The following is a 26476-nucleotide window of genomic DNA, read 5'->3' on the forward strand; positions in this document are numbered from 1 at the left end:
CCTGATCGGCCCTGCATCGGGCCGGGCAGCGGGCTTCTATCACCAAGTCGCAACCAGAAGGTATTCATGTCCAGAGCAACAAAAATCGTCGCCACCATCGGCCCCGCTTCCAGCGACCGCGAGACCCTGACCCGCATGATCCGCGCCGGCGTGGATGTGGTGCGCCTGAACTTCTCGCACGGCAAGCCGCAGGATCACATCGACCGCGCCACCCTGGTGCGTGAAGTGGCCGACGAATGCGGCAAGAAGGTCGCCATCATGGCCGACCTGCAGGGTCCCAAGATCCGCGTGGGCAAGTTCGAGAATGGCAAGATCATGCTGGCCAACGGCGACAAGTTCATCCTCGATTCCGACTGCCAGATGGGCAACCAGGAGCGCGTGGGCCTGGACTACAAGGCACTGCCGCGTGACCTCAAGGGCAATGACGTTCTGCTGTTGAACGATGGCCTGATCGTGCTCAAGGTCGAGCGCGTGATGGGCAATGAGATCCATACCGTGGTCAAGATCGGCGGCGAACTGTCCAACAACAAGGGCATCAACCGCCAGGGTGGCGGCCTGTCTGCGCCCGCGCTGACGGCCAAGGACATGGACGACATCAAGACCGCCATGAGCTTCCAGGCCGACTACGTGGCCGTGTCCTTCCCCAAGAACGCCACCGACATGGAGATGGCACGCCAGCTGTCCAATGTGGCCGGCGAACCCTTCGGCCACAAGCCGATGATGATCGCCAAGATCGAACGCGCCGAAGCGATCCCGCTGCTGCAGGAAATCCTGGACGCCTCCGACGGCATCATGGTGGCCCGTGGCGACCTGGCCGTGGAAGTGGGCAATGCCGCCGTGCCGGGCCTGCAGAAGCGCATGATCAAGATGGCGCGCGCCTCCAACAAGCTGACCATCACCGCGACCCAGATGATGGAGTCCATGATCGTCAATGCCGTGCCGACCCGCGCGGAAGTCTCCGACGTCGCCAACGCCGTGCTGGATGGAACGGACGCCGTGATGACCTCGGCCGAGACCGCCTCCGGCAAGTACCCGGTGGAAACCGTGGAAGCCATGCACGCGATCTGCCTGGAAGCCGAGCGTTCCGACAACGTGCAGCTGGACGCGGACTTCCTGAACCTGCGCTTCACCCGCGTGGACCAGTCGATCGCCTATGGCGCACTGTTCACCGCGCACCACCTGCGCGTGAAGGCCATTGCAGCGCTCACCGAATCCGGTTCGACTGCCCTGTGGATGAGCCGTCACAACATCGATATCCCGATCTTCGCGATCACCCCCAATGTCGCCACGCGCCGCAAGGCCTCGCTGTTCCGCAACGTGCATACGCTGGAACTGGCCCAGGCGCCCGACACCGAAGCCATGTTGAAGGGCGCCCAGGATCTGCTGCTGGCGCAAGGCGTGGTGCAGAAGGGTGATCTTATCGTCGTGACCTGGGGCGAGCCCATCGGCCAGGTCGGCGGCACCAATGCGCTGAAGATTCTGCGCGTTGGCGAGTACTGATTTTTCATCGTTCTGGAGTTTTCATCATGCCTCTCGTATCCATGCGTCAACTGCTGGACCACGCCGCCGAAAACGGTTACGGCCTGCCGGCCTTCAACGTCAACAACCTGGAGCAGGTCACTGCCATCATGGAAGCCGCCAATGAAGTCGGCGCGCCCGTGATCATGCAAGCCTCTGCCGGTGCCCGCAAATACGCTGGCGAAGCCTTCCTGCGCCACCTGATCTCGGCGGCCGTGGAAGCCTATCCGCACATCCCCGTGGTGATGCACCAGGATCACGGCCAATCCCCGGCCGTGTGCATGGCCGCCATCAAGTCCGGTTTCTCTTCGGTGATGATGGATGGCTCGCTGGAAGCCGACGGCAAGACGGTGGCCAGCTACGAGTACAACGTCGAAGTCTCGCGCAAGGTGGTCGAGTTCTCGCACGCCATCGGCGTGACCGTCGAAGCCGAACTGGGTGTGCTGGGTTCGCTGGAAACCATGAAGGGTGACAAGGAAGACGGCCACGGCGCCGACGGCACCATGACCCGCGAACAGCTGCTGACCGACGTCAACCAGGCCGCCGACTTCGTCAAGGCCACCCAGTGCGACGCGCTGGCCATTGCCATCGGTACTTCGCACGGTGCCTACAAGTTCTCGCGCAAGCCCACCGGCGACATCCTGGCCATCGACCGCATCAAGGAAATCCACGCCCGCATCCCCAACACCCACCTGGTGATGCACGGTTCCTCGTCCGTGCCGCAGGAACTGCTGGCCGAGATCCGCGAATTCGGCGGCGACATGAAGGAAACCTATGGCGTGCCGGTCGAAGAGATTCAGGAAGGCATCAAGCACGGCGTGCGCAAGATCAACATCGACACCGACATCCGTCTGGCCATGACCGGTGCGATCCGTCGCTACCTGTTCGAGAACCCGTCCAAGTTCGACCCGCGCGACTACCTGAAGCCGGCTCGCGAAGCCGCCAAGCTGGTCTGCAAGGCACGCTTCCTGTCCTTCGGTTGCGAAGGCCAGGCTGGCAAGATCAAGCCGGTCTCGCTGGAAAAGATCGCCGAGAAGTACAAGAGCGGCGAACTGGCGCAGATCGTCCAGTAAGCGCTGAGCAGCGCTGAGCAATCAAGCGCCGGCACTAACCGACCGGAATCGCCCTGAACATGGCGGTTCCGGTTTTTGACTTTACGAAAAGACCATCATGAGCAGTCTGTACAAATCCTCGATCACTTCCCTGCCTCTGCTGGGCACCGGCAAGGTCCGCGAAAACTACGCCGTCGGCGACGACAAGCTGTTGATCGTGACCACCGATCGCCTGTCGGCCTTCGATGTCATCATGAACGAACCGATCCCGGGCAAGGGCAAGGTCTTGAACCAGATGAGCGATTTCTGGTTCGAGAAACTCGGCCACATCGTGCCCAACCACCTGACCGGCGTCGATCCGGAATCCGTGGTGAACCCGGCCGAAGTGGAACAGGTGCGCGGACGCGCCGTGGTGGCCAAGCGCCTGAAGCCCATCCTGGTGGAAGCCGTGGTGCGCGGCTACATCATCGGCTCCGGCTGGAAGGACTACCAGGCCACCGGCGCGATCTGCGGCATCCAGCTGCCGGCCGGCCTGCAACAGGCCTCCAAGCTGGAACAGCCGATCTTCACCCCGGCCGCCAAGGCCGACCTGGGCGAACATGACGAAAACATCAGCTTCGAGGAAACCGAGAAGCGCATCGGCACCGAGCTGGCGCACAAGATCCGCGACGTCGCCATCCAGCTCTACAAGGAAGCCGCCGACTACGCCGCCACCCGCGGCATCATCATCGCCGACACCAAGTTCGAGTTCGGCCTGGATGACAACGGCGTGCTGCACCTGATGGATGAAGTGCTGACCGCCGACTCCTCGCGCTTCTGGCCGGCCGACAGCTACCAGGTCGGTATCTCGCCGCCGTCCTTCGACAAGCAGTTCGTGCGTGACTACCTGGAAACCGTCGATGGCTGGCAAAAGACCCCGCCGGCGCCGCCGCTGCCGGCCGACGTCATCGAGAAGACCGGCGCCAAGTACCGCGAAGCGCTGGAACGCCTGACCGGCAACAAGCTGAGGGACTGAGATCATGAGCGATACCGTCAAGCCCCTGGTGGGTGTGGTCATGGGTTCGTCCTCGGACTGGGAGGTGATGCAGAATGCGGTCGCCATCCTGAAGGACTTCGGCGTCCCGTTCGAAGCGCAGGTGATTTCCGCGCACCGCATGCCGGACCAGATGTTTGCCTATGCCGAGAGCGCCCGCGCGCGCGGCCTGCGCGCCATCATCGCCGGTGCCGGTGGCGCTGCCCACCTGCCGGGCATGATCGCCGCCAAGACCATCGTGCCGGTGCTGGGCGTGCCGGTGCCGTCCAAGTATCTGCGTGGCGAAGATTCGCTGTTGTCCATCGTGCAGATGCCCAAGGGCATTCCGGTGGCGACCTACGCCATCGGCGAAGCGGGTGCTGCCAATGCGGCCCTGTCTGCCATCGCCATGCTGGCCACCACTGATGCGGCGCTGGCTGAGAAGCTGGAAGCCTTCCGCAAGACCCAGACGCAAGTCGCTCTCGATATGAAGTTGCCTGTATGACCCAGCAGTCCGTACCCTCGCTTAGCCCTGCCGTTCCCTCGACCACCCCGGCCACCTGGCTAGGTGTGATGGGAGGCGGCCAGTTGGGGCGCATGTTCGCGCATGCCGCGCAGAGCATGGGCTTCAAGGTCGCCGTGCTGGAAGCCGATGCCGACTGTCCGGCCGGTCAGGTGGCGGACCGTCTGATCACCGCCGCCTACGACAACGGTCCGGCGCTGGCGGAGCTGGGTGCGCTGTGCGCTGCGGTCACCACCGAATTCGAGAATGTCTCGGCCAAGAGCCTGGCGACGCTGGCGGCCCAGACCTTCGTGGCACCGGCGGCCTCGGGCGTGTCGATCGCCCAGGACCGCACGGCCGAGAAGGCTTTCTTCACCGAGTGCGGATCGCGTTCCGGCGTGTTGCCGGCCCCGCATCTGGTGATCAATACCGAGGCCGATATCGACGGTCTCGACGCGAACCTGCTGCCCGGCATCCTCAAGACCGCCCGCATGGGCTATGACGGCAAGGGGCAGGTGCGCGTGCGCAGTGTCGAAGAAGTGCGCACGGCCTTCGCCGCCATGCAGGGCGTGACCTGCGTGTTGGAAAAGATGCTGCCGCTGGCCTATGAAGTTTCCGTGCTGGTGGCACGGGGGCATGATGGCCAGGCCGTGGTCTATCCGATCGCCGAGAACGTGCATCGCGATGGCATCCTCTTCACCACCACCGTCCCCGGTCCCAACATCAAGCCGGATGCCGCCGAGCGCGCGCAGCAGGCAGCCTTGCAGATCATCGGTGCGATGCAGTACGTGGGTGTGTTGTGCATCGAATTCTTCGTGCTGGAGGATGGCGCGCTGGTGGTCAACGAAATGGCGCCGCGTCCGCACAACAGCGGCCACTACACCATCGATGCCTGCGTCACCAGCCAGTTCGAACAGCAGGCCCGCGCCATGGCCCAATTGCCGCTGGGCGATACCCGCCAGCATTCGCCCTCGGTCATGCTCAACATCCTGGGTGACGTCTGGTATGAAGGCGATGGCGACAGCCAGCGCGAACCGGCCTGGGACCAGGTCCTGGCGTTGCCCGGTGCGCACCTGCACCTGTACGGCAAGGCCGAGGCGCGACGCGGTCGCAAGATGGGTCATGTCACCTTCACCGGTGCCACCCTGAAAGATGCGCAGCAGCAGCTGGCTGCGGCCTGCGGCATCCTGGGCATCCCACTGTAAGCGGCAGGATCAGGCGATGAACGACAAGAGCACATCCCCGGCCCCGCATATCGATGCCGCCGCCGTCATGCATGCCGCCCGCAAGCTGGAGCAGGGCGGGCTGGTGGCGTTCCCGACCGAGACTGTCTATGGTCTCGGCGGCGATGCCGAGAACCCGGCGGCGATTGCTGCCATCTATGCGGCCAAGGGGCGACCGGCCAATCATCCGGTGATCGTGCATGTCTCGCCGGAGGCCGACATCGGCTATTGGGCGGCATCGGTCCCGGTGGAAGCGAGACGCCTGATCGCCTCGTTCTGGCCCGGTCCGCTGACCCTGATCCTGAAGCGCGCTGCGCATATCCCCGACGCCGTGGCCGGTGGCCAGGATTCGGTGGGACTGCGTTGCCCTTCGCATCCGGTGGCGCAGGCGCTGCTGCGTGAATTCCGTGGCGGCAAGGGCGGTATCGCCGGCCCCTCCGCCAACAAGTTCGGCCACGTCAGCCCGACCACGGCTGACCATGTCCGCGAGGAATTTGGCAGCGATGCCGACAGCCTGGTGGATTACGTGCTTGATGGTGGGCAGAGCGAAGTCGGCATCGAGTCGACCATCGTCGATCTCTCGCGGGTGGAGACCCACGGCCCGGTGCTACTGCGCCCCGGCCAGATCAGCGCGGACCGCATCGCCGCCGTGCTGGGCGTGCCGCTGGCCACGCCCGACGTCACCGCGCCACGTGCCTCCGGGACGCTTGACGCCCACTATGCGCCGCATACGCCGGTGGTGCAGGTTGAGCCGGGCCGGCTGCAGGACGTGCTGGCGCGCCTGGCCGCCATCGGCAAGAAGGTGGCCTTGATCGGCGGTGGGCAGCACGAAGGCAAGGTGAGCGCGACGGTCGTGCGCGTGATGCCGGCGTCGGTCGACGCCTATGCACACGATCTCTATGCTGCGCTGCGCGACATGGACCATACCGGTGCCGACCTGATCGTGGTCGAGTCACTGCCGGCGACGCCGGCGTGGCAAGGTGTCAACGACAGGCTGCGCCGTGCCGCCTTTGATTCGCAAGGCGTGCTGGAAAGACTGCTTAACGCTTGAGCTGAGGCCGTCTTCCCCTTCCTGTTTTCTCGCTCTCCCGAACGCCTGCTGTCGCGCTGTTACCCCCGCTGTCAGCCGCGCTGGTACTGACTCTGCGGTCAGTAGCTCAGTCGCCGGTTGCCAAAAGCCTACAGGGTCGGATGGGCGCTTCACAACTTCTATACAAAATATGACAAAGCTGGCATAGTATCTCCAAAGAATAGCACGCGCGTTCTTTTTGTTTCATCAGTGTAAAAGCAGGGTCATCCGCAGTGACCTGAACTTACGCTGAATAATGAAAAGCGGTAACCAGCCGTGAACACAATCCCGTCAGACGCCAGCCGTCGGGAATAAAAAATCCGGGCCACGCCCGCAAACTCTTGGAGACAGCAATGCAAAAACAATTTTCCTTCTTGCCCAAACTCGCCGCGTTGTCCGTGATGGCAGCCTTTGCTGCGCCGGCCATGGCACAGACTGCGGGCAGCAACGTGGTCAACCTGGGCTGGTTCCACCTGGCACCGCAGGATTCCAGCGGCGGCCTGACCAAGCTCAACGGTCCTGGCGCTGCCAGCTATCCCAACCGTACCTCCTCGGTCAGCAATGCCGATACCGTGGGGATCGCCTTCACCCACTTCTTCACCGACAACTTCGCGCTGACCGCCGACCTGGGCATTCCGCCCGAGTTCAAGCTCAAGGGTACCGGTGACCTGCAAGCCCTGGGCGAACTGGGCAAGGCCAAGCAGTGGAGCCCGGCCATCGTCGCCAAGTATTACTTCGGTGCTGCCAATGACACCTTCCGTCCCTTCGTGGGCGCCGGCGTGACCTATGTGTGGTATTCGGACGTGTCGCTGTCGCGCAATTTCCAGAATTCGGCATCGCTGAACACCGGTGGTACCGCCAGCGCCTCGCTGAGCTCCTCCTGGTCGCCCGTGCTGACCGGCGGCGCCACCTACGCCTTCAACGACCGCTGGTCGGCTAGCCTGTCGGTGTCCTACATTCCGCTCAAGACCGATGCCGACATCACCGCACAGCCGGCCGGTGCCGCTGCGGCCCTGGGTCCCCAGCGCTACAAGACCACCATCACGCTGGATCCGATCGTGACCTTCCTGTCGGTGGGCTACAAGTTCTAAGCGGTCCCGGACGAAAAAAAAGCGCCCTCGGGCGCTTTTTTTTCGTCCATCACTGTGGTGTTCAGACGTCTTCGGTCTTGCTGAAGCGGCCGTTGTGGAAGACCAGTGCCGATTGCGGCCGGACTTCGCAATGTTCGACTTCGCCCACGAAGATGACGTGGTCACCTTCCGGATACTGGCTGCGGTTGTGGCATTCGAACCAGGCCGATACGCCCTCCAGCACTGGCTGCCCGGTACGCGAAAGCGTATAGGGCACGCCCTCGAAGCGGTCTTCCATCCTGCTGGCGAACTGCTGCGCCAGATGCGCCTGTTCGGCACCGAGGATGTTGATGACGTAATGCGAATTGCCGGAGAAGACCGGCATGCTGTTGGCGCGCGTGCCCAGGCTCCAGAGCACCAGCGGCGGGTCCAGCGAGACCGAATTGAAGGAACTGGCGGTCAGGCCCAGCAGCGTGCCATCGGCCAGACGGGTGGTGATGACGGTGACACCGGTGGCGAACTGGGACAGGGCCTGGCGGAAATGCGCGGCGTCGAACTGACGCGCGTCGGCGCGGGGAAAACGTGTGTGCATCGGGAGTATGGTCTGGGTCGGGGCGCCCGGGCCGCATCGTTGCGGTCAGCCGGCATGGCGCAGATGTGCACATGATAGCGGATACGGCCTGCTTCTGCCGCCGTCATGCTGCGGCGCAGTCTTGACAATCATTCACGTCAGCCATACATGAAGTGCTGAATTGGAGTAAAGTTTTATCACAAGCAACTCAACGGGAGAACAGCATGGCCACGGAAATCGCAGTACTGGGCGGCGGCTGCTTCTGGTGTCTGGAAGCGGTTTACCAGCAGGTCAGGGGCGTGCAGTCGGTGGAGTCCGGCTATACCGGCGGCAGCGTCGTCGATCCCAGTTATGAACAGGTGTGCGGCGGGCAGACCGGGCATGCGGAGGTGGTCAAGCTGGCCTTCGATCCGCAGCAGATCAGCTATCGCGAGCTCCTGGAGATCTTCTTCACCATCCACGATCCGACCACCCTGAACCGCCAGGGGAACGACGTCGGTACCCAGTACCGTTCGGTGGTTTATTACCAGGACGAGGTGCAGCATGACGTCGCCAAGCACATCATCGCCGAGATGGCCCTGGTGTGGGATGCGCCGATCGTGACCGAGCTATCGGCGCCGCAGCCGTATTACCGGGCCGAGGACTACCACCAGAACTATTTCGTGCAGCATCCGTTCCAGGGCTATTGCGCCTTCGTGGTTGCGCCCAAGGTGGCCAAGCTGCGCGAGGTGTTTGCCGAGAAGAGCAAGCCGGCATAGCGAGGGGCGACAGGTACTGCCCCGATGCGTGGGGCAGAATGCAGAACGGGCATGCCGCGGCATGCCCGTTCTTGCTTGATGGTGTCGGCGAAATCTTATTTTTGATAAATGTACTTGCGTGACCATGGCAGCGTCTGTGCGCTGTTGCCGGCCTTGGTGCAGATGACCTGGTAGAGCGAAATCCAGTCGCGTTCGAAGCCATAGGAGCTGCCGGCCAGGTAGACGCGCCAGATACGGTAATGCTTCTCGTCGGTGACCTTGTGGATGGCCTCGGTATTGGCTTCGAAGTTGTCAGCCCAGATGCCGCAGGTACGGGCATAGTGGCGCCGCAGGTTTTCGACGTCGAAGGCTTCCAGCCCACCCTCCTGCATGGTCTTGAGCACGGTGCTGATATGCGGCAGCTCACCGGCCGGGAAGACGTACTTGTCGATGAATTCGCCGGCACCGTAGGGTGACTCGCCATTTTCGATATCGGTACTGGTGATGCCGTGGTTCATCGCCATGCCGCCATCGGCCAGCAACTTGCGGATCTGGGCGAAGTAGCCCGGCAGGTTCTTGATGCCGACGTGCTCGAACATGCCCACCGAGGTGATGCGATCGAAGCTGCCGGTGACATCGCGGTAGTCCTGCAGGCGGATGTCGATGCGGTCCGAGAGCCCGGCGGCTTCGACCCGTTCGCGCGCCAGCGCATACTGGTTCTTCGACAGCGTCACCCCCACACAGCGGGCACCGTACTTCTGCGCCGCCCGCAGCACCAGCGCACCCCAGCCGCAGCCGATGTCGAGCAAGGTCTGGCCGGGCTTGAGCTGGATCTTTTCCAGGATGTGGTCGATCTTCTTCAACTGCGCGCTGCCCAGGTCCTCGTCGCCGTTCTCGAAGTAGGCGCAGGAGTAGACCATGTTCTCGTCGAGGAACAGCTTGTAGAAGTCGTTGGAAACGTCGTAGTGGTACTGGATGGCTTCGGCGTCGCGCTTCTTGGTGTGCGTCACGCTGCGCACCATGCGGCCCAGCCGGCCTTCGGCCTTGAGGGTGTTGGCGGCCAGGGCATTGGCCACGTTGATGATGTTCTTGACCTTGCCCTCGACTTCGATCTTGCCCTCGACGTAGGCTTCGCCGAGGTTGGAGAGGGAGGGCGTCAACAGTGAGGTGATGGCCGATGCATGTGGGACTTTCAAGGTGACTTCCGGCGCCCCGGTGCCGAAGTCGTACTGCTGTCCGTTCCACAGCACCAGCCGCAGGGGCAGGGCGGATACGTTGCGGATGTTTTCCACCCAGGCGTCAAGCTTCTTTTCCCAAAACACGATTTTCCTCCGCGTCAGTGATGAATGCTTTGCGCCCTGCCAGGCGTGTTGCTTCCCTCAGGGCTGCAGGCGCTGCCGCTGCCATTGCCCGTTGGCATCACGCGTGTAGAGCACGCGGTCGTGCAGGCGGGAGGGGCGGCCTTGCCAAAATTCGATGCGATCGGGAATGACACGGTAGCCGCCCCAGTGCTCCGGGCGGGATGGATGCTCCCCGAATTGCTGCTTGGTTGTTTCGTATTGCTGTTCCAGCGTCTCGCGGTCGGCCACGGTACGGCTCTGCTGCGATGCAATCGCACCGAGCTGGCTGCCCAGGGGGCGACTGTAGAAGTAAGCGTCACTTTCTTCCTTGGTAACGCGTTCGATCTTTCCTTCGATGCGAACCTGGCGTTCCAGTTCTACCCAGTGGAACAGCAAGGCCACGTAGGGCTGGGCGGCGACGTCGACGCCCTTGCGGCTGTCGTAGTTGGTAAACCAGGTAAAGCCCTGCTGGTCGAACTGCTTGATCAGCACGATGCGCGACGAGGGGCGTCCATCGGCCCCGACCGTGGCCACGCTCATGGCGTTGGGCTCGGGGATCTGCGCTCGGGTCGCCTCATCGAACCAGATCGCGAACTGGTCGATCGGGTCGGCGGCGGTATCGAGCTCGGACAAGCTGGCGCGGCTGTAGTCTTTACGTAGGTCTGCTAACGACATGCTACTTGCTCCTTGGGGAACGGCGCTTAGATTAGCGCGTTTTAAAAAGTTTTGCAGGGCAGCAAAACGGCGAATGCGAGCCATTGTGCGGCGTTGCGGCAAATTGCTCCATGATCGCAAGCAAGTCGCACAAACAAAAAAGCCGATGCATTATCGCATCGGCTTTTGCTTGCTTCCTGCTGCAGAGCTTCACCTCTGCGCTGGAAAAGCGAATCAGTTGGTCTTGATCGCTTCGACCTGGATGGCCAGCTTGGTCTCGGTGGAGAAGCCGTACTTGGCGCCGTAGTCGATGCCGAAGTCGGCGCGGTTGAAGGTGGCCGAGGCGTCGCCACCGCAGACTTCGCGCTTGAGCATCGGGTGCTGGATGCAGGTGAACTTGTTCAGGGTCAGGGTGACCGGCTTGGTGACGCCATGCAGGGTCAGGTTGCCTTCCACGGTGGCCGGCTTGTCGCCGTTGAACTTGATCGTGCCCTTGTACTCGGCGGTGGGGAACTTGGCGACGTCGAACATCTCGGCGCTCTTGGCGTGATCGTTCATCTTGCTCATGCCGAAGTCGATGGAGGCGGTGTCCACGATGATGTCGACGGTACCGGTCTTGGCAGCGCGATCCAGGGTGACGGTGCCGCTGGTCTTGTCGAACTTGCCGCGCCAGATCGACACGCCCATGTGGTCAGCTTCGAAGCTGGGATAGGTGTGGCTGGGATCGATGCTGTAGGTGTCGGCGGCGTTGGCGGACACGGCGGCGCCGGCGGCGACCAGGGCGAGCAGGAGGTGGTTCAGTTTCATGTGATTCGATTCCTTGTTGAGAGAAAAAACCGCTGGGGGAAGCCCGCCGCGAGGCGGTGCGACATGGCGCGGAACTGCTGTTTTATTGTTGGCTTACTGCGCGACGATGTGGAACTTGATCGTGACTTCGTCGGCCACCATGCCGGTGTCCTTCCATTCGCCTTCGCCGATGTTGTAGGTCAGGCGCTTGATGGGCAGGGTGCCGTCGAAGACCTGGGTGCTGCCCTCCTTCTTCACGGTCAGGGGGAAGGAGACGTCGGTGCTCTTGCCCTTGATGGTCAGCTTGCCGGCCACGTCAAACTTGCCGCTGCCGGCCGGCTTGATGCTGCTGGTGACAAAAGTGGCCTTGGGGAACTGGGCGGCGTTGAACCATTCCTTCTTCAGCACTTCCTTGTTGTACTCAGGCTCGCCCAGGTCGAAGCTGGCGACGTCGATCTCCACCGTAGCCTTGCCTTCGGTCGGCTTGGCGGCATCGAAATCGATGGTGGCGGTGAACTTCTTGAACTTGGCGTCCACCGGGACGTTGAGCTGCTTGAAGGTGGCGGTTACGGCGCTCTTGGCGGCATCCACTTTTAACGGAGCCGCTTGTGCAGCCAATGTGAAGGAAGCGGCAGCCAGGGCCAGCAGGGAGGGGCGAAGGAGGCGGGAGAGAGTCATGTCGGGTTCCGTGTAAAAACGAGCAAGATATGAAGAATCAGGTAATGCTGGCTCAGGGCAGCATGCGCTTGAAGATATTGTCACGATCGATGAACTGGTGCTTCAGCGCGGCCAGTACGTGCAGCGCGAAGGCCGCCAGCAGCGTCATGTTGAGCCAGTAATGGGTGGCCTTGAGCAGCGGCTTGAGTTCGGGATTGGGTGCGATCAGCACCGGCAGCGGCACCACGCCCAGGTAGACCACCGGCACGCCGGCGGCCAGGCTGTAGAGATAGCCGGAAACAGGAATGGCAAACATCAGCACGTACAGGCCCAGGTGCAGGCCATGGGCAGCCGATTGCTGCCATTGCGGCATGTTGCGCGGGTAGGCCGGTGCCTTGTGCGTGAGGCGCCACAGCAAGCGCACGCAGACCAGGGCCAGGACGGTCACGCCCAGCCACTTGTGCCAGGAAAAATACTTCAACTTGGTTGGCGTCAGGCCGGGAATGTCGACCATGGTCAGACCCAGCCCGAAGGCGGAAATGATCAGCAGGGCAATCAGCCAGTGCAGCAGTACGGCGGGTTTGGTGTAGCGATCCATAGGGCAGGCAGAAGTTGGTGGCGGTTGGAGCGGCTAGCTCTGCAATGGTTCTGCAGGGCGGGCAACTCGTTCTTGCGTCGGGGGAAGTGTTCGCCATGAAGTCTTCAATGCGAAGTCTTCACGAGATGCGCGGCGTCAAGGCCTTGCATTCCCGGCGGCAAGGGATGATGCCACTCTTTTTGACGCTGATGAGTATAAAGAGCTTTGGCTACTCGCATTACTGGTCGAAATGGTACTTCAGCCATCCGGTTTTGCGAGTAATCTATTTTTCTTCAGTATATTCTCTGCGCAAATGAAAAATGGCGCACATTGCTGTGCGCCATTTCGACAGGGGGCGAGCGGGTCTGGCCGGATCAGATGGCCTTGGCCAGTTCCACGGCGGTGCCGATGTAGTTGGCCGGGGTCATGGCCAGCAGATGGTCCTTGGCCTCCTGGGGGATGGCCAGGCTGTTGATGAAGTCACGCAGCGCATCCTTGGAAATACCCTTGCCGCGGGTCAGTTCCTTCAGTTGTTCATACGGATTCTCGATGCCATAACGACGCATCACGGTCTGCACCGGCTCGGCCAGCACTTCCCAGGTAGCGTCGAGGTCGTCGGCCAGGCGTTGCGGGTTCACTTCCAGCTTGTTCAGGCCGCGCAGGCAGCTATCGTAGGCCAGCACGGTGTAACCGAAGCCCACACCGATATTGCGCAGCACGGTGGAGTCGGTCAGGTCGCGCTGCCAGCGCGAGACCGGCAGCTTTTCGGCGAGGTGCTTCAACACGGCGTTGGCCATGCCCAGATTGCCTTCGGAGTTCTCGAAGTCGATCGGGTTGACCTTGTGCGGCATGGTCGAGGAACCGATTTCGCCAGCCTTGGTGCGTTGCTTGAAGTAGCCCAGGGAGATGTAGCCCCAGATGTCGCGGTTCAGATCCAGCAGGATGGTATTGGTACGGGCCACGGCATCGAACAGCTCGGCCATGTAGTCATGCGGCTCGATCTGGATGGTGTAGGGATTGAAGACCAGGCCCAGGCGCTGCTCCACCACCTGCTTGGAGAAGGCGGCCCAGTCGGTCTGCGGGTAGGCCGAGAGGTGGGCGTTGTAGTTGCCCACGGCGCCATTCATCTTGCCCAGGATCTCGACGGCGGCGATGCGCTTGGCCGCACGTTGCAGGCGTGCCACGACGTTGGCCACTTCCTTGCCCAGGGTGGTGGGGCTGGCCGGCTGGCCGTGGGTACGCGAGAGCATCGGTACGGCGGCGTGCTCGTGCGCCAGTTCGGTCAGGCGGGCGATCACGGCTTGCAGCGAGGGCAGCACGACGGTGTCGCGGGCGGCCTTCAACATCATGCCGTGCGAGGTGTTGTTGATGTCTTCGGAGGTGCAGGCGAAGTGGATGAATTCGGAGGCGGCCACCAGCTCCGGCACATCCTTCACCTTTTCCTTGAGCCAGTATTCGACCGCCTTCACGTCATGGTTGGTGACGGCTTCGATTTCCTTGATGCGGGCGGCGTCGGCCTCGGTGAAGTCGGCGGCCAGCTTGTCCAGCAAGGCGCGTGCCTCGGCCGAGAACGGCTTGATCTCGGCAAAGCCGGCTTCGGACAGGGCTTGCAGCCAGGCGATCTCGACCTTCACGCGATGGTGCATGAAGCCCGCTTCGGAGAGCAGCGGACGCAGTTTATCGGTCTTGGAGGCGTAGCGGCCGTCCAGCGGGGACAGGGCCGAGAGAGCAGAGAGGGACATGATGGAAACGGATGAGATGCGTTGACTGAAGATTGGCGAGTTTTCAGAGGCATTTGCCTAAAAACCCGAATCGCCCGAGGCCGGCATTTTACCATCCACGCGCTGGCCAGCCCAGTTTTCCGGCCACCACACTCCATTGGCAGACCGTTGCTTTCCGTTCCTGGCATTACTCTTCACGATTTTGCCAAGAAATGCGAATGTTATAATCGACTCAGATCATTACACCACTTGCTATGCTAAAACTCATCGGCTCCAATGCCAGTCCCTTCGTGCGCAAGGTGCGCGTCGTGATGGCTGAAAAAAAGATCGATTACGAATTCATCCTGGAAGATGTCTGGAGCGCATCGACCACCATCCAAGAAAACAATCCGCTGGGCAAGGTGCCTTGCCTGCTGATGGATGACGGTGGCGCCATGTTCGACTCCCGCGTGATCGTCGAGTATCTCGATACCCTGACCCCTGTGGGCAAGCTGCTGCCCCCCAATGGTCGCGAACGCGCCGAGATCAAGTGCTGGGAAGCGCTGGCGGACGGCTTGCTGGATGCCGCCGTGCTGGTGCGCCTGGAAAAGACCATGCGCCCGACCAAGCAGCAGAGCCCGGAATGGATCAAGCGCCAGTGGAGCAAGGTCGAGGCTTCGCTCAAGGCAATGGCCGAGGGGCTGGGCGAAAAGCCTTTCTGCGTGGGCAATCATTACACCCTGGCTGATGTGGCGGTGTGCTGTGCGCTGGGCTGGCTGAGCTTCCGCTTCCCGGATCAGACCTGGCGCGACGACTATCCGCAACTGGCACGGCTGTTCGACAAGGTGTCGGAACGGGTGTCGTTCAAGGATACGGTGCCGCACCTCTGAGGCTGTCACTGCTGCAGGGGACAAGGTCCACAAAACAAGCTCAACAAAAAAGCGCGCTCAACCGAGCGCGCTTTTTGTTTGTCTGCCTGGGCAGCGCAGCTTTATTCGCTGGCCGGCGACATCTGGCTTTGCAGGTAATTCTGGATGCCGACCTTGTCGATCAGGTCCAGCTGGGTTTCCAGCCAGTCGATGTGTTCTTCGGTGTCGTCCAGGATCATCTGGAACAGTTCACGGGAGACATAGTCGCCATGCTGTTCGCAGGTGGCGATGCCTTCCTTGACGGTCTTGTGGGCGGCCTGTTCCAGCTTCAGGTCGCATTCGATCATTTCCTTGGTGTTTTCACCGATCATCAGCTTGTGCAGCGCCTGCAGGTTGGGCAGGCCGTCCAGCATCAGGATGCGGTCGATCAGCTTGTCGGCATGCTTCATTTCGCCGATGGATTCGGCGTATTCCTTGGCGCCGATCTTGTCCAGACCCCAGTGCTTGTACATGCGGGCATGCAGGAAATACTGGTTGATGGCGGTAAGTTCGTTGGTCAGCTGGGCATTGAGCAACTTGATGACTGCGGGATCGCCTTTCATGGGCACCTCGAAAAAATGGGGGATTGAAGGGGGAGCCGCGTTTGCTGGGGGGCGGATGGCTGCCTGGCCACGGCGTTGACGGACGGATCATAGCGCAGGCGTTTCCAATCTTCATCATTAATTAGCGCGAATCATTCTTGCCTTTGTTGCCTTGAGTGAATGAAAACAAAAAAAACCTCCGTCGGCGGGCGAGGGAGGTTTTTCCGGCCATCCCTTGGGATGGGCATCGGGCGACCGGCAGGTGGTCGCGTCGCGGCTTGTTTCGAGGCTTATTTCTTCTCGGGATCCGTCACGAAACCGATCTTGGCGAGGCCGCCCGATTGCGCGGCCGCCATGACCTGCGCCACCTTTTCGTACTGGGTGGTGCGCTCGGCGCGCAGGTGCAGTTCGGGCTGCGGTTGCTTCTGGGCCGCCACGGCAATGCGCGCACCCAGTTCGCTGCTGTCGATCTTTTCTTCGTTCCAGAAGACGTTGCCGGTCGCGTCGATGGACAGGTTGATGCTTTCCGGCTTGACCTGGTCAGGCTGGCTGCTGGCCTTGGGCAGGTCGATCTTGACCGCATGGTTCATCACCGGGATGGTGATGATGAAGATGATCAGCAGCACCAGCATCACGTCCACCAGCGGGGTGGTGTTGATCTCCGGATTGAAGTCGTCGTCCGAATCGGACAGGGAACCCATTGCCATCATGCCCTCCCGACGGCGGTCAGCTTGGCCTTGCCACCATTGGGCTGGCCGTCTTCATCGGCGGCGCGTGCGCCGGTGACGAACAGGGCATGCAGGTCGAAGCCGAACTTGTTGAGCTTGGCGATGGTGGTCTTGTTGCCGCGTACCAGGGCGTTGTAGCCAAAGGTGGCGGGAATGGCCACGGCCAGGCCGAGTGCGGTCATGATCAGAGCTTCGCCCACGGGGCCGGCGACCTTGTCGATGCTGGCCTGGCCGGTGGTGCCAATGGACACCAGCGCGTGATAGATGCCCCAGACGGTACCGAACAGACCCACGAACGGAGCGGTGGAACCGACCGAAGCCAACACGGCCATGCCGGTCTGCAGCTTGCCGGAGGCTTCGTCGATGGCCTGGCGCAGCGACAGGGTGACCCAGTCGCTCACCGACAGCTGGTCATGCAGGTGGCCCTTGTGGGCGGTGTGGTGGCTCATCGCGGTGACGCCGGCGCGGGCGACATCGGCGAAGGGATTTTCCTGACCCAGGGTGGCCACGCCTTCAGGCAGGCTGGTGGTATCCCAGAACTGGTGGCCAGCGGCCGCCGAGGCCTTGCGGAAACGCAGCAGCTGCAGCGCCTTGGTAATGATCACGTACCACGATGCGATCGACATCGCCAGCAACAGGACGGCGACGCCCTTGGTCACGAAATCGCCTTGCGCCCAGAGGCTTTCCAATCCGTAGGGACTAACTTCCATGATATTTCCTTCTATTTGTGTCTATCAGATGAGGGGATGATGAAACGAATACGATGCCGGGCCAGGCCCGGCAAAATGCTGTCGATGCTGTCCAGTGCTGCGTGGTCCGGACTCAGCGGTCTCAGTTCAGGCGGAACGCCAGGCTGCCGACCGTGCTGACGGTGATGGCCTTGCCATTCTCGATGTAGGGCTTGAACACGGCACGCATGATGGCCGTACGCGCGGCATCGTCCAGGCGGGAATAGCCGGAAGACTTGGTGATCTCCACCTTTTCCGCGCGTCCGCTGGTGTTGACGGTGACGCGGAACTCGACCACGCCTTCTTCACCCATGCGACGCGAGACGCTGGGGTAGCTCGGATTCGGTTTCTCGATGTATTCGATGCCGGACGTGATCTGCTTGGGCAGAACCGGACCCGGTGGTGCGGCCGGTGCCGGGGTCGGCTCGGCGGCTGCCTGTGGCGCAGGCGTGGCCGGCTGCGGCGGTTGCGGTGGTGCGGTGATGCTGGTCGGGGTCGGGGTTTCCGTCACCGGGATAGGCTTGGGCGGCGCCACCACCTTCTTGACGATCTTCACCTCCTTGGGCGGGGCCGGCTCGGCCTTGGGAGGTGCCGGTTCAGGCGCCTTTTCCGGCACGATGAAGGTGGCGATGACTTCCTTGGGGACGGCATTGACGGCCTGCTTGACCAGGCCGCTTTGCAGCGCCCAGAAGAAAGCGATGTGCAACAGGATGATCAGCCCCAGCGGGCCGATCTTGCGTGCCTGGCGCAACAGGGCGCTGGGTGGGCTGACACTCATGAGAGACGGTGAAATGGCGTTCATTGATCTTGTTCAGGCGGCCGCGAAGGCGGGATGGAATACCACCGGACGGGCGCCCTGCTGTGTTTGTCGGGTATTGCTGAGACACTCGCGCAGGACATTCTTGGCGCAGGAATGGCACTTGCCGCAGCAAGTACCCACGCCGAGCTGCTTGCGCAACTCGGCCATGGACGTCATGCCTGCATCGACCGCCTGATGGATCTTGCCTTCGGAGATGTTGTTACAAACACATACGATCATTGTACGCCTTGCTGCCTGCTTCATCAGGCTCTATGCAGATCTCGCTCCTGCCACCATGCGCGAGAAGAAATTGAATTTTTCCGGCGGCGGCATCGTCCGTTCCACCACATGCGCCCATTGTTCCGACAACTGCTGGCAGGTCGCCCGCAGTACCGGCGCCAGGTTGGGCAATTCCGCCAGCGCTTTCAGGTGTCTTTCGATCACCGAGGCCAGCTTCACGCAGCTTTGCGTTTCCTGGCTGTTGTTGGCGGTGTAGTGCGACATCAGATGCAACACGGCGGACACCAGAAGTTCAGGTTGGGCCGGTGCGTTGTTGGGTTCCACAAATGCGGACGTCATGTTCTCGGTAACCATCAAACTCTCCTCGCTGGGCTAGCTTGGCTGGCGACGCGTCATGACGAACGACGCTGGCTGGCCTGTTTATCCACCTTCTCCTGAAGACGACCGGATCAGGCCGTCAGGATCAGCTTGTTCAATTGCGTCAGTCGCAGCTTGTAGATGCGACCGCCATGATCGATCTCCAGTTCGCGCATCTGACGGAACAGGTCCGTGCTCTTGATGCGGGTGATCGGAGTTCCGTTGGCGGTCGTGCCCGGCTTGTTGCGACGTTCCATGCTGTTGTCGTTCAGTTGGCTCATTACAATCACCTCCTATTAAATGCGAACAATTCTTATTTAGATTATTTGCCATTTGCGGCCGGATTGCAAGCCCTTTTATCGGTGTGATTGATAATTTTTATCATCTGGAGCCTTCAGGCCGACAGTTCAAGGCCCACCCATCGCCGAGATGTTGCTCAAAAGAAAACGCCCCGAGGTGAAATCACCGTCGGGGCGCCACAATGTTGATCTACAGGAATGTCTAGTCGGGCAATGCGCCGGTTTCGATGATGCCGCCACCCAGGCAGACGTCGCCGTCGTACAACACGGCCGATTGCCCCGGCGTGACGGCCCACTGGGCATTGTCGAAGGCCAGCGAAAAGCTGGCGCCGGCGTCGCTGAAGCCACAGGGGACGTCAGCCTGGCGATAGCGCGTCTTGGCCGACAGCGCCGGCAGTTGCGGTGCGTGACCAGCGACCCAGCTGACCTGGCCGGCCGAGAGCGTGGGCGAGAGCAGCCAGGGGTGGTCATGGCCTTGCACGATATAGAGGGTGTTGTTGTCCACATCCTTGCGCGCCACGTACCAGGCGTCGCCATGGCCGTCGGCATTCTGGTGCCCCTTCAGGCCGCCGATGCCGATGCCCTTGCGCTGGCCCAGCGTATAGAACGACAGGCCCACATGCTCGCCCACCGTCTGGCCATCAGCGGTCTTGATCGGCCCCGGCTTGTAGGAGAGGTAACGGTTGAGGAATTCGCGGAAGGGTCGCTCGCCGATGAAGCAGATACCGGTCGAATCCTTCTTCTTCGCATTGGGCAGTTGCAGTTGCTCGGCGATCTTGCGCACTTCGGTCTTGTGGATCTCTCCCAGCGGGAAGACGGTGCGCGAGAGCTGCTCCTGGTTCAGGCGGTGCAGGAAGTAGCTCTGGTCCTTGCTGGCGTCCATCGCCTTGAGCAGCTGGAAGTCGCCCTGCGGCCCCTGGCGTACGCGCGCATAGTGGCCGGTGGCGATCAGATCGGCGCCCAGCTTCATGGCATGGTCCAGGAAGGCCTTGAACTTGATTTCGGCATTGCACAGCACGTCCGGGTTGGGTGTGCGTCCCGCCTGGTATTCGCGCAGGAATTCGGCAAAGACGCGGTCCTTGTATTCGGAGGCGAAGTTGACCGCCTCGATGTCCACCCCGACCACATCGGCCACGCTGACCGCGTCGATCCAGTCTTCGCGGGTGGAGCAGTATTCCGAATCGTCGTCATCTTCCCAGTTCTTCATGAACAGGCCGATGACTTCATAACCCTGCTCCTTCAGCAGCCATGCCGAAACCGACGAATCCACGCCGCCCGACATGCCGATGACTACTCTTTTCTTGCTCATGTTGTTTCCGTTCTATGCGACAGGCAGCGCTGCTGTCGCTCAATGATCCGGCAGGTCCCCGATCGCGCTGGGATCGGTATGCACCAGCTCCAGCGGCGCCCGCTGGCCGCGCAGATAGTCGTCCACACAGCGCAGTACCAGCGGGCTGCGGTGGCGCTGGGCACAGGCCGCCAGTTCGTCGCGCGTCATCCAGAGGGCACGGACGATGCCTTCATCCAGTGGCCGGTCGAGCGCTTCGCCGACCGTCCCGGCAAAGGCGAAGCGCAGGTAGGTGACCGACATCCCGCCGCGGGAGGACGACACGTTGCGCGACAGGTAGGTGCCGACCAGAGCGGTAGGGCTGAACACGTGGGCCGATTCTTCCAGCGCCTCGCGCACCGCTGCTGCAATGAGCGACTCGCCCGGTTCCAGGTGCCCGGCCGGCTGGTTGATGCGCAGCCCGCCGGCGCTGTGTTCTTCCACCATCAGGAAGCGACCGTCGCGCTCGATGACGGCGGCGACGGTGACAGAGGGTTTCCAGACTTCAGACATTGATGACCTCGTGAATCCGGCATTCTACCCTGTCGGGGCCGACTCTTCAGCGCCAGCCCTCGCCGCACAAGCGGCCGCGGCGGTTCTCAGGGATCGGTAAATTACTTGGCCGACAAGGGCAGTCGTGTAAGATTGGGGCAAGAATCCACAAAAAAAGGAGCCAGGAATGAGGATAGCGATCCCCGCCGAAAGCCGGGACGGAGAAACCCGTGTCGCCGCCACCCCCGAAACCGTCAAGAAACTGGTGGCCGCCAGGCACGAGGTGATGGTCGAATCCGGGGCCGGGATCAAGTCCAGCATTCCTGACGAGGCCTATGTCGCCGTCGGCGCCAGCATCGGCAGTGCCGAGGCGGTCTACAGCGCCGAAATCCTGCTCAAGGTGCGGGCGCCCAGCCAGAGCGAGCGGGCCCGCATCACGCCAGGCACGGTGATCGTCGGCATGCTCAACCCCTTCGATGCCGACAACATCGCCGCCATGGCCGCCGCCGGGCTCACAGCCTTCGCCCTGGAGGCCGCGCCGCGTACCACGCGGGCGCAATCCATGGACGTGCTGTCTTCGCAGGCCAACATCGCCGGCTACAAGGCCGTGCTGATGGCGGCCAATACCTACCAGCGCTTCATGCCCATGCTCATGACTGCCGCCGGCACCGTCAAGGCCGCCCGCATGTTGATCATGGGTGCCGGCGTGGCCGGCCTGCAGGCCATTGCCACCGCCAAGCGCCTGGGTGCGGTGATCGAGGCTTCTGATGTACGTCCGGCCGTGAAGGAGCAGATCGAGTCGCTCGGCGCCAAATTCCTGGATGTTCCCTTCCTGACCGACGAAGAGAAGGAAATCGCCCAGGGCGTGGGCGGCTATGCCCGTCCCATGCCGCCGGACTGGATGAAGCGCCAGGCGGAACTGGTGCATGAGCGCGCCAGACAGGCTGACATCATCATCACGACCGCCCTGATCCCCGGCCGCAAGGCGCCGGTGCTCATCAGCGAAGAGACCGTCAAGGCCATGAAGCCCGGTTCGGTGATCCTGGACATGGCGGTCGACCAGGGGGGCAACTGCCCCTTGTCGGAACCCGGCAAGACCGTCATCAAGCACGGTGTGCACATCATCGGCGAAGGCAACCTGGCGGCCCTGGTGGCGGCCGATGCCTCGGCCCTGTATGCCCGCAACGTGCTGGACTTCCTGAAGCTGATCATCGACGCCGAGGGCAAGCTGGTCATCAACCGGGAAGACGACATCGTCGCGGCCACACTGCTCTGCCAGGGCGGCGAAATCCTGCGCAAATGAATCTGCCGGCCCGGGGCGGCGGAAAACCCGGGCAATCCCGGCCCTTTAGCCGCAAATCATCACCCACGGAAACAAAGAAGGAAGAAGTACATGCAACGCATCATGCTGCGCGCGAAGATCCATCGCGCCTCGGTCACCCAGTGTGACCTGAACTACGAAGGTTCCTGCGGAATCGACGAAGACCTGCTGGAAGCGGCCGACATCCGCGAGTTCGAGAAGATCGAGCTCTACAACGTCAACAACGGCGAGCGCTTCTCCACCTACGCCATTCGCGGCAAGCGCGGCAGCGGCGAGATTTCGCTCAATGGCGCAGCTGCCCGCCTGGCGCATCTGGGTGACCTGCTGATCATCTGCACCTATGCGCCGATGAGCGATGAAGAAGTCGCCACCTACAAGCCCAAGGTCGTCTTCGTGGACGACAAGAACCGCATCACCAGCCTCAAAGCGATCTGACCCCTCACCAATAATCCGCACGGCCAGCCGCTTCGGCCGGTCGTGCCACAAGGAGGAACAACATGGAAGTCAGCCACACCATCATCAACCTGATCATCTTCGTGCTGGCCATCTATGTCGGCTACCACGTGGTCTGGACCGTCACTCCCGCCTTGCACACACCGCTCATGGCGGTGACCAATGCCATCTCGGCCATCATCATCATCGGCGCCATGCTGGCCGCCGGCCTGACCGAAGGCACGGTGGGCCGCATTGCCGGTACGCTGGCCGTGGCGCTGGCGGCGGTCAACGTGTTCGGCGGCTTCATGGTGACCCAGCGCATGCTGGAAATGTTCAAGAAGAAAGAGCCCAAGGCCAAGTCGGGAGAACAAGCATGAGCATGAATGTGGTGACCCTGTTGTACCTGATCGCATCGATCTGCTTCATCCAGGCGCTCAAAGGCCTGTCGCACCCGGCCACGGCACGACGCGGCAACAGCTTCGGTATCGCCGGCATGGTTATCGCGGTACTGACCACTCTGGCCCTGATCGTGAAGCTCAAGAGCGAGGGCGGCAATGCCTCCGGTGACATTGGCTACCTGCTGGTGGCGGCTGGCGTGATCGTGGGCGGCGGCATCGGCGCCTATCTGGCGCGCAGCGTCGAAATGACCAAGATGCCCGAACTGGTCGCGGCGATGCACTCGCTGATTGGCCTGGCGGCGGTCTGCATTGCGGTGGCGGCCGTGGCCGAACCCTGGGCGCTGGGCATTTCCGGCCATGGGCAGGCCATCCCGGTGGGCAATCGTGTGGAGCTCTTCATCGGTACCTTCGTCGGTGCCATCACCTTCTCCGGTTCGGTGATCGCCTTCGGCAAGCTCTCGGGCAAATACAAATTCCGCCTGTTCCAGGGCGCCCCGGTCAACTTCTCCGGCCAGCACTTCCTGAACCTGTTGCTGGCGGTGGCGATGATCGGCTTCGGCATCATCTTCGTCCTCACCCAGAACTGGCTGCCCTTCATCATCATGGCCACCATTGCCTTTGCCCTGGGTGTGCTCATCATCATCCCCATCGGCGGCGCCGACATGCCGGTGGTGGTCTCGATGCTCAACAGCTATTCCGGCTGGGCGGCAGCCGGCATCGGCTTTTCGCTGAACAATTCCATGCTCATCATCGCCGGTTCGCTGGTCGGATCGTCCGGCGCGATCCTGTCCTACATCATGTGCAAGGCGATGAACCGCTCCTTCTTCAACGTGATCCTGGGCGGCTTTGGCGGCGAGGCGGCGGCCGCCGGCGGCGGCGCGCAGCAGCAGCGCAACGTCAAGTCCGGTTCGGCCGATGATGCGGCCTTCCTGATGGGCAATGCCGAGACCGTCATCATCGTGCCCGGCTACGGCCTGGCGGTGGCACGCGCCCAGCATGCCCTGAAGGAATTGACCGAAAAGCTCACCCACAACGGCGTGACCGTGAAGTATGCGATCCACCCGGTGGCCGGTCGCATGCCCGGTCACATGAACGTGCTGCTGGCCGAGGCCGAAGTGCCCTACGACCAGGTCTTCGAGATGGAAGACATCAACAGCGAATTTTCCCAGGCCGATGTGGTACTGGTGCTGGGCGCCAACGACGTGGTCAACCCGGCCGGCAAGGACCCGAAGTCGCCGATTGCCGGCATGCCCATCCTGGAAGCCTACAAGGCCAAGACCGTGATCGTGAACAAGCGCTCTATGGCCGCCGGTTACGCCGGGCTGGACAACGAACTGTTCTACATGGACAAGACCATGATGGTCTTTGGCGATGCCAAGAAGGCCATCGAGGATATGGTCAAGGCGGTGGACTGACTTCCTCCTGAGCTGGCAGGCAAGAAAAAACGGGTTGCGCATGATGCGCAACCCGTTTTTCTTTGGCGACTGTCAGGTCGCTTATTTGGTGCCGAAGATACGATCCCCTGCATCGCCCAGGCCCGGCACGATGTAGGCGTCCTCGTCCAGGTGAGAATCCAGCGAGGCGACATAGAGCTTCACGTCAGGGTGCGCATCGGCGAAGACCTGCACGCCTTCCGGGGCGGCGACCAGTGCCACGAAGATGATGTGCGAAGCCGGCACGCCGCGCTTCTTCAGCGCATCGACGGCATAGACGGCGGAGTTGCCGGTGGCCACCATCGGGTCGCACAGGATCATGATGCGGTCCTGCAGGTCAGGCAGGCGCACCAGGTATTCCACCGGCAGGTGGTTCTCGTCACGGTAGACGCCGATATGGCCCACGCGGGCCGAGGGAATCAGTTCCAGCAGGCCATCGCTCATGCCCACGCCAGCGCGCAGCACCGGCACCACGGCCAGCTTCTTGCCGGCGATCACCGGCGCCTCGTAGGTGACCAGCGGGGTCTCGATGGTCTCGGTGGTCAGCGGCAGATCACGCGTGATTTCATAACCCATCAGCAGCGTGATTTCGCGCAACAGGTCGCGGAAGGTACGCGTGGAGGTGCGCTTGTCGCGCATGTGCGACAGCTTGTGCTGGATCAGCGGATGGTCGAGGATGAAGAGGTTCTTGAAGCGCGGGTCTTGTTTCATGGCAAATGCGTGTCTGCTAGGTGGGGCGGCTGGCGCCGCGAGTCAGCATTGTCGCATTTCCTGACCGCATGCGCGACGGACTGCTACCGCGCGCATGCAGCTTTATTCACATCAGCGACGACCGAACATCATCTGCCCGGCCAGCAGGGCGCGCGCACCCGGCAGCAGGTCGATGGCCCCCAGCGACAGGCCCAGCGCGGCCTGCAGTGGCGAGCCCTGGGGTGAGCCAGCGAAGATGCGCGCCATCAGGTCGGTCAGGCGGATGGTCAGGCCCCGGTCCTGGTCACGTTGGCGGTCGAAGGCCTGCAACGCTTGCGGCGTGAGGTCACGGGCCAGCACATCGGCCAGTACACGAGAGTCGCGCAGGCCCAGGTTCAAGCCCTGGCCGGCGACAGGATGCAGCGTCTGCGCGGCATTGCCGATGGCCACGACACGCCGGCCCTGGCCGGGGCGGGCGTTCAGGCCCAGCGGGAAGGCGTGGCGCGGGCTGATGCGGGTAAAGCGTCCGACCCGCTCGCCGAAGGTACGCTGCAGGGCGGCCAGGAAGGCGGTGTCCTCCAGCGCCAGCAGCTGTTCGCCGGTGGCCGGACGGACACACCAGACCAGAGCATAGCCATCGTCCTGCGGCAGCAGCGCCAGCGGGCCTTCATCGGTGAAGCGCTCGAAGGCGCGGTGCGCGACGGGCTGGTCGGCATGCACATGGGCGATCACGCCCAGTTGCTGGTAGTCACGCTGCAGGGTCTTTTGCTGCTGCTCACCGAAGACGCCGCCCTCGGCCTGGATCACCAGTGCAGCGCGCAGCACCTGGCCGTCCTTGAGGGTGACGGCAACGTGTTCGTCCACTTCGCTGATGTCCTGCGCCTCGGCCGGTCGCATCAGCGTCAATCCCAATGGCGCGATGGCGCTCGCCAGCGCCCGGTTGACTTCGCCGTAGCGGGCCACATAGCCCAGCGCTGGCAGGTCGTAGTCCTTGCGGTCCAGCAATGTGCGGCCGAAATGGCCGCGGCGCGAGACGTGGATTTGTTCGATGGCGGTGGCGCTGCGGCCGATGTCGTCCCAGGCGCCCAGTTCTTCGAGGATCTGGCGGCTGCCATAGGACAGTGCGATGGTGCGTGGGTCGGCGGCGGCCTGCTCGGGCGTCTTCATGTCGATCACGGCGATGCGCGCCGCGGGTCGCTGGCGACGTGCCAGCAGAGCGGCCACGCTCTGGCCGACCGGGCCGCCACCACAGATGATCAGATCGAAATCGACGGATTGCATGATGCCGGACGATGCCTTGGATGAAAGATT

At 62.4% G+C, this 26476-nt stretch carries 31 protein-coding genes; 13 read left to right on the forward strand and 18 right to left on the reverse strand.

Annotated features, from left to right (window positions below):
* Positions 1-66: 66 nt before the first annotated feature.
* From pyk to HBH1_RS04275, 7 genes are all read left to right on the forward strand, one after another.
* Positions 67-1500: a pyruvate kinase gene (gene pyk, locus HBH1_RS04245; protein WP_006461736.1), complete on the forward strand. Its 1434-nt coding sequence runs from the start codon at positions 67-69 to the stop codon at positions 1498-1500.
* A gap of 26 nt (positions 1501-1526) precedes the next feature.
* Positions 1527-2591 (forward strand): class II fructose-bisphosphate aldolase, encoded by a 1065-nt coding sequence (gene fba, locus HBH1_RS04250; protein ID WP_006461735.1) that lies wholly within the window; start codon positions 1527-1529, stop codon positions 2589-2591.
* Between the two features lie 97 nt (positions 2592-2688).
* A complete protein-coding gene (locus HBH1_RS04255) occupies positions 2689-3585 on the forward strand; it encodes a phosphoribosylaminoimidazolesuccinocarboxamide synthase (protein ID WP_102661706.1) in 897 nt (298 codons plus the stop codon).
* A 4-nt stretch (positions 3586-3589) separates the two neighbouring features.
* Positions 3590-4087: a 5-(carboxyamino)imidazole ribonucleotide mutase gene (gene purE, locus HBH1_RS04260; RefSeq protein ID WP_077237402.1), complete on the forward strand. Its 498-nt coding sequence runs from the start codon at positions 3590-3592 to the stop codon at positions 4085-4087.
* Entirely contained in the window at positions 4084-5289 is a 1206-nt protein-coding gene (locus HBH1_RS04265; protein ID WP_102661707.1) for a 5-(carboxyamino)imidazole ribonucleotide synthase, read from the forward strand. Before purE ends, HBH1_RS04265 begins: the two co-directional genes overlap by 4 nt.
* A 16-nt stretch (positions 5290-5305) precedes the next feature.
* On the forward strand, positions 5306-6358 hold the full coding sequence (locus HBH1_RS04270; protein WP_102661708.1) for an L-threonylcarbamoyladenylate synthase: 1053 nt from the start codon (positions 5306-5308) through the stop codon (positions 6356-6358).
* Between the two features lie 371 nt (positions 6359-6729).
* Positions 6730-7467, forward strand: a complete 738-nt coding sequence (locus HBH1_RS04275) for an OmpW/AlkL family protein (protein ID WP_102661709.1) — start codon at positions 6730-6732, stop codon at positions 7465-7467.
* Between the two features lie 61 nt (positions 7468-7528).
* Here the strand turns inward: HBH1_RS04275 and HBH1_RS04280 are convergent, their stop codons facing one another.
* The gene (locus HBH1_RS04280) at positions 7529-8038 is read right to left on the reverse strand and encodes a flavin reductase family protein (protein ID WP_102661710.1); all 510 of its coding nucleotides are present in this window, start codon (positions 8036-8038) and stop codon (positions 7529-7531) included.
* A 203-nt stretch (positions 8039-8241) separates the two neighbouring features.
* Here HBH1_RS04280 and msrA point away from each other — a divergent pair, with 203 nt between their 5' ends.
* Positions 8242-8775: a peptide-methionine (S)-S-oxide reductase MsrA gene (gene msrA, locus HBH1_RS04285; RefSeq protein WP_102661711.1), complete on the forward strand. Its 534-nt coding sequence runs from the start codon at positions 8242-8244 to the stop codon at positions 8773-8775.
* Between the two features lie 95 nt (positions 8776-8870).
* On the opposite strand, the gene HBH1_RS04290 is transcribed toward msrA, so the two are convergent.
* The 6 genes from HBH1_RS04290 to purB all read right to left on the reverse strand — a co-directional run bounded on the left by HBH1_RS04290 (position 8871) and on the right by purB (position 14510).
* On the reverse strand, positions 8871-10076 hold the full coding sequence (locus tag HBH1_RS04290; protein WP_077237398.1) for an SAM-dependent methyltransferase: 1206 nt from the start codon (positions 10074-10076) through the stop codon (positions 8871-8873).
* A 57-nt stretch (positions 10077-10133) separates the two neighbouring features.
* A complete protein-coding gene (pdxH, locus tag HBH1_RS04295) occupies positions 10134-10769 on the reverse strand; it encodes a pyridoxamine 5'-phosphate oxidase (protein ID WP_102661712.1) in 636 nt (211 codons plus the stop codon).
* Between the two features lie 213 nt (positions 10770-10982).
* The gene (locus HBH1_RS04300) at positions 10983-11555 is read right to left on the reverse strand and encodes a YceI family protein (protein WP_102661713.1); all 573 of its coding nucleotides are present in this window, start codon (positions 11553-11555) and stop codon (positions 10983-10985) included.
* 93 nt (positions 11556-11648) lie between these two features.
* A complete protein-coding gene (locus HBH1_RS04305; protein ID WP_102661714.1) occupies positions 11649-12212 on the reverse strand; it encodes a YceI family protein in 564 nt (187 codons plus the stop codon).
* A gap of 52 nt (positions 12213-12264) precedes the next feature.
* Positions 12265-12789 carry a cytochrome b gene (locus HBH1_RS04310; protein WP_006461723.1) on the reverse strand — a complete coding sequence of 175 codons (525 nt, stop codon included), beginning with the start codon at positions 12787-12789 and terminating at the stop codon, positions 12265-12267.
* A 353-nt stretch (positions 12790-13142) separates the two neighbouring features.
* Positions 13143-14510, reverse strand: coding sequence for an adenylosuccinate lyase (gene purB / locus HBH1_RS04320; RefSeq protein ID WP_102661716.1), 1368 nt, complete (start codon positions 14508-14510; stop codon positions 13143-13145).
* A gap of 233 nt (positions 14511-14743) precedes the next feature.
* Here purB and HBH1_RS04325 point away from each other — a divergent pair, with 233 nt between their 5' ends.
* Positions 14744-15358: a glutathione S-transferase family protein gene (locus tag HBH1_RS04325; RefSeq protein WP_102661717.1), complete on the forward strand. Its 615-nt coding sequence runs from the start codon at positions 14744-14746 to the stop codon at positions 15356-15358.
* A 101-nt stretch (positions 15359-15459) separates the two neighbouring features.
* Here HBH1_RS04325 and bfr read toward each other — a convergent pair whose 3' ends face one another.
* From bfr to HBH1_RS04370, 9 genes are all read right to left on the reverse strand, one after another.
* A complete protein-coding gene (gene bfr, locus HBH1_RS04330; RefSeq protein ID WP_006461718.1) occupies positions 15460-15939 on the reverse strand; it encodes a bacterioferritin in 480 nt (159 codons plus the stop codon).
* A gap of 269 nt (positions 15940-16208) precedes the next feature.
* Positions 16209-16625 (reverse strand): ExbD/TolR family protein, encoded by a 417-nt coding sequence (locus HBH1_RS04335; protein ID WP_006461717.1) that lies wholly within the window; start codon positions 16623-16625, stop codon positions 16209-16211.
* Positions 16625-17356 carry a MotA/TolQ/ExbB proton channel family protein gene (locus HBH1_RS04340; protein WP_039874140.1) on the reverse strand — a complete coding sequence of 244 codons (732 nt, stop codon included), beginning with the start codon at positions 17354-17356 and terminating at the stop codon, positions 16625-16627. Before HBH1_RS04340 ends, HBH1_RS04335 begins: the two co-directional genes overlap by 1 nt.
* A 121-nt stretch (positions 17357-17477) precedes the next feature.
* On the reverse strand, positions 17478-18176 hold the full coding sequence (locus HBH1_RS04345) for an energy transducer TonB (RefSeq protein WP_102661718.1): 699 nt from the start codon (positions 18174-18176) through the stop codon (positions 17478-17480).
* A gap of 9 nt (positions 18177-18185) precedes the next feature.
* Complete coding sequence (locus tag HBH1_RS04350) at positions 18186-18413, reverse strand: (2Fe-2S)-binding protein (RefSeq protein ID WP_006461714.1); 228 nt, start codon at positions 18411-18413, stop codon at positions 18186-18188.
* Positions 18414-18443: 30 nt separating this feature from the next.
* Positions 18444-18767: a hypothetical protein gene (locus HBH1_RS04355; RefSeq protein ID WP_006461713.1), complete on the reverse strand. Its 324-nt coding sequence runs from the start codon at positions 18765-18767 to the stop codon at positions 18444-18446.
* A gap of 95 nt (positions 18768-18862) precedes the next feature.
* Positions 18863-19051 carry a hemin uptake protein HemP gene (hemP, locus tag HBH1_RS04360; RefSeq protein WP_006461712.1) on the reverse strand — a complete coding sequence of 63 codons (189 nt, stop codon included), beginning with the start codon at positions 19049-19051 and terminating at the stop codon, positions 18863-18865.
* Positions 19052-19271: 220 nt separating this feature from the next.
* Positions 19272-20378 (reverse strand): tRNA 2-thiouridine(34) synthase MnmA, encoded by a 1107-nt coding sequence (gene mnmA, locus HBH1_RS04365; RefSeq protein ID WP_102661719.1) that lies wholly within the window; start codon positions 20376-20378, stop codon positions 19272-19274.
* Positions 20379-20417: 39 nt separating this feature from the next.
* Positions 20418-20909: an NUDIX hydrolase gene (locus HBH1_RS04370; RefSeq protein ID WP_102661720.1), complete on the reverse strand. Its 492-nt coding sequence runs from the start codon at positions 20907-20909 to the stop codon at positions 20418-20420.
* 166 nt (positions 20910-21075) lie between these two features.
* On the opposite strand from HBH1_RS04370, the gene HBH1_RS04375 reads away from it, so the two are divergent.
* From HBH1_RS04375 to HBH1_RS04390, 4 genes are all read left to right on the forward strand, one after another.
* The gene (locus tag HBH1_RS04375; protein ID WP_006461709.1) at positions 21076-22191 is read left to right on the forward strand and encodes a Re/Si-specific NAD(P)(+) transhydrogenase subunit alpha; all 1116 of its coding nucleotides are present in this window, start codon (positions 21076-21078) and stop codon (positions 22189-22191) included.
* 90 nt (positions 22192-22281) lie between these two features.
* Positions 22282-22644, forward strand: coding sequence for an aspartate 1-decarboxylase (gene panD, locus HBH1_RS04380; RefSeq protein WP_006461708.1), 363 nt, complete (start codon positions 22282-22284; stop codon positions 22642-22644).
* A 62-nt stretch (positions 22645-22706) separates the two neighbouring features.
* Positions 22707-23021, forward strand: coding sequence for an NAD(P) transhydrogenase subunit alpha part 2 (locus tag HBH1_RS04385; protein ID WP_006461707.1), 315 nt, complete (start codon positions 22707-22709; stop codon positions 23019-23021).
* Positions 23018-24457, forward strand: coding sequence for an NAD(P)(+) transhydrogenase (Re/Si-specific) subunit beta (locus HBH1_RS04390; RefSeq protein WP_102661721.1), 1440 nt, complete (start codon positions 23018-23020; stop codon positions 24455-24457). Before HBH1_RS04385 ends, HBH1_RS04390 begins: the two co-directional genes overlap by 4 nt.
* A gap of 81 nt (positions 24458-24538) precedes the next feature.
* On the opposite strand, the gene upp is transcribed toward HBH1_RS04390, so the two are convergent.
* Complete coding sequence (upp, locus tag HBH1_RS04395) at positions 24539-25186, reverse strand: uracil phosphoribosyltransferase (RefSeq protein WP_102661722.1); 648 nt, start codon at positions 25184-25186, stop codon at positions 24539-24541.
* A 111-nt stretch (positions 25187-25297) separates the two neighbouring features.
* Positions 25298-26446, reverse strand: a complete 1149-nt coding sequence (locus HBH1_RS04400; protein WP_102661723.1) for an FAD-dependent monooxygenase — start codon at positions 26444-26446, stop codon at positions 25298-25300.
* Between the last annotated feature and the right edge of the window lie 30 nt (positions 26447-26476).

Source organism: Herbaspirillum sp. BH-1 (assembly GCF_002870055.1).
GTDB lineage: Bacteria > Pseudomonadota > Gammaproteobacteria > Burkholderiales > Burkholderiaceae_D > Herbaspirillum > Herbaspirillum frisingense.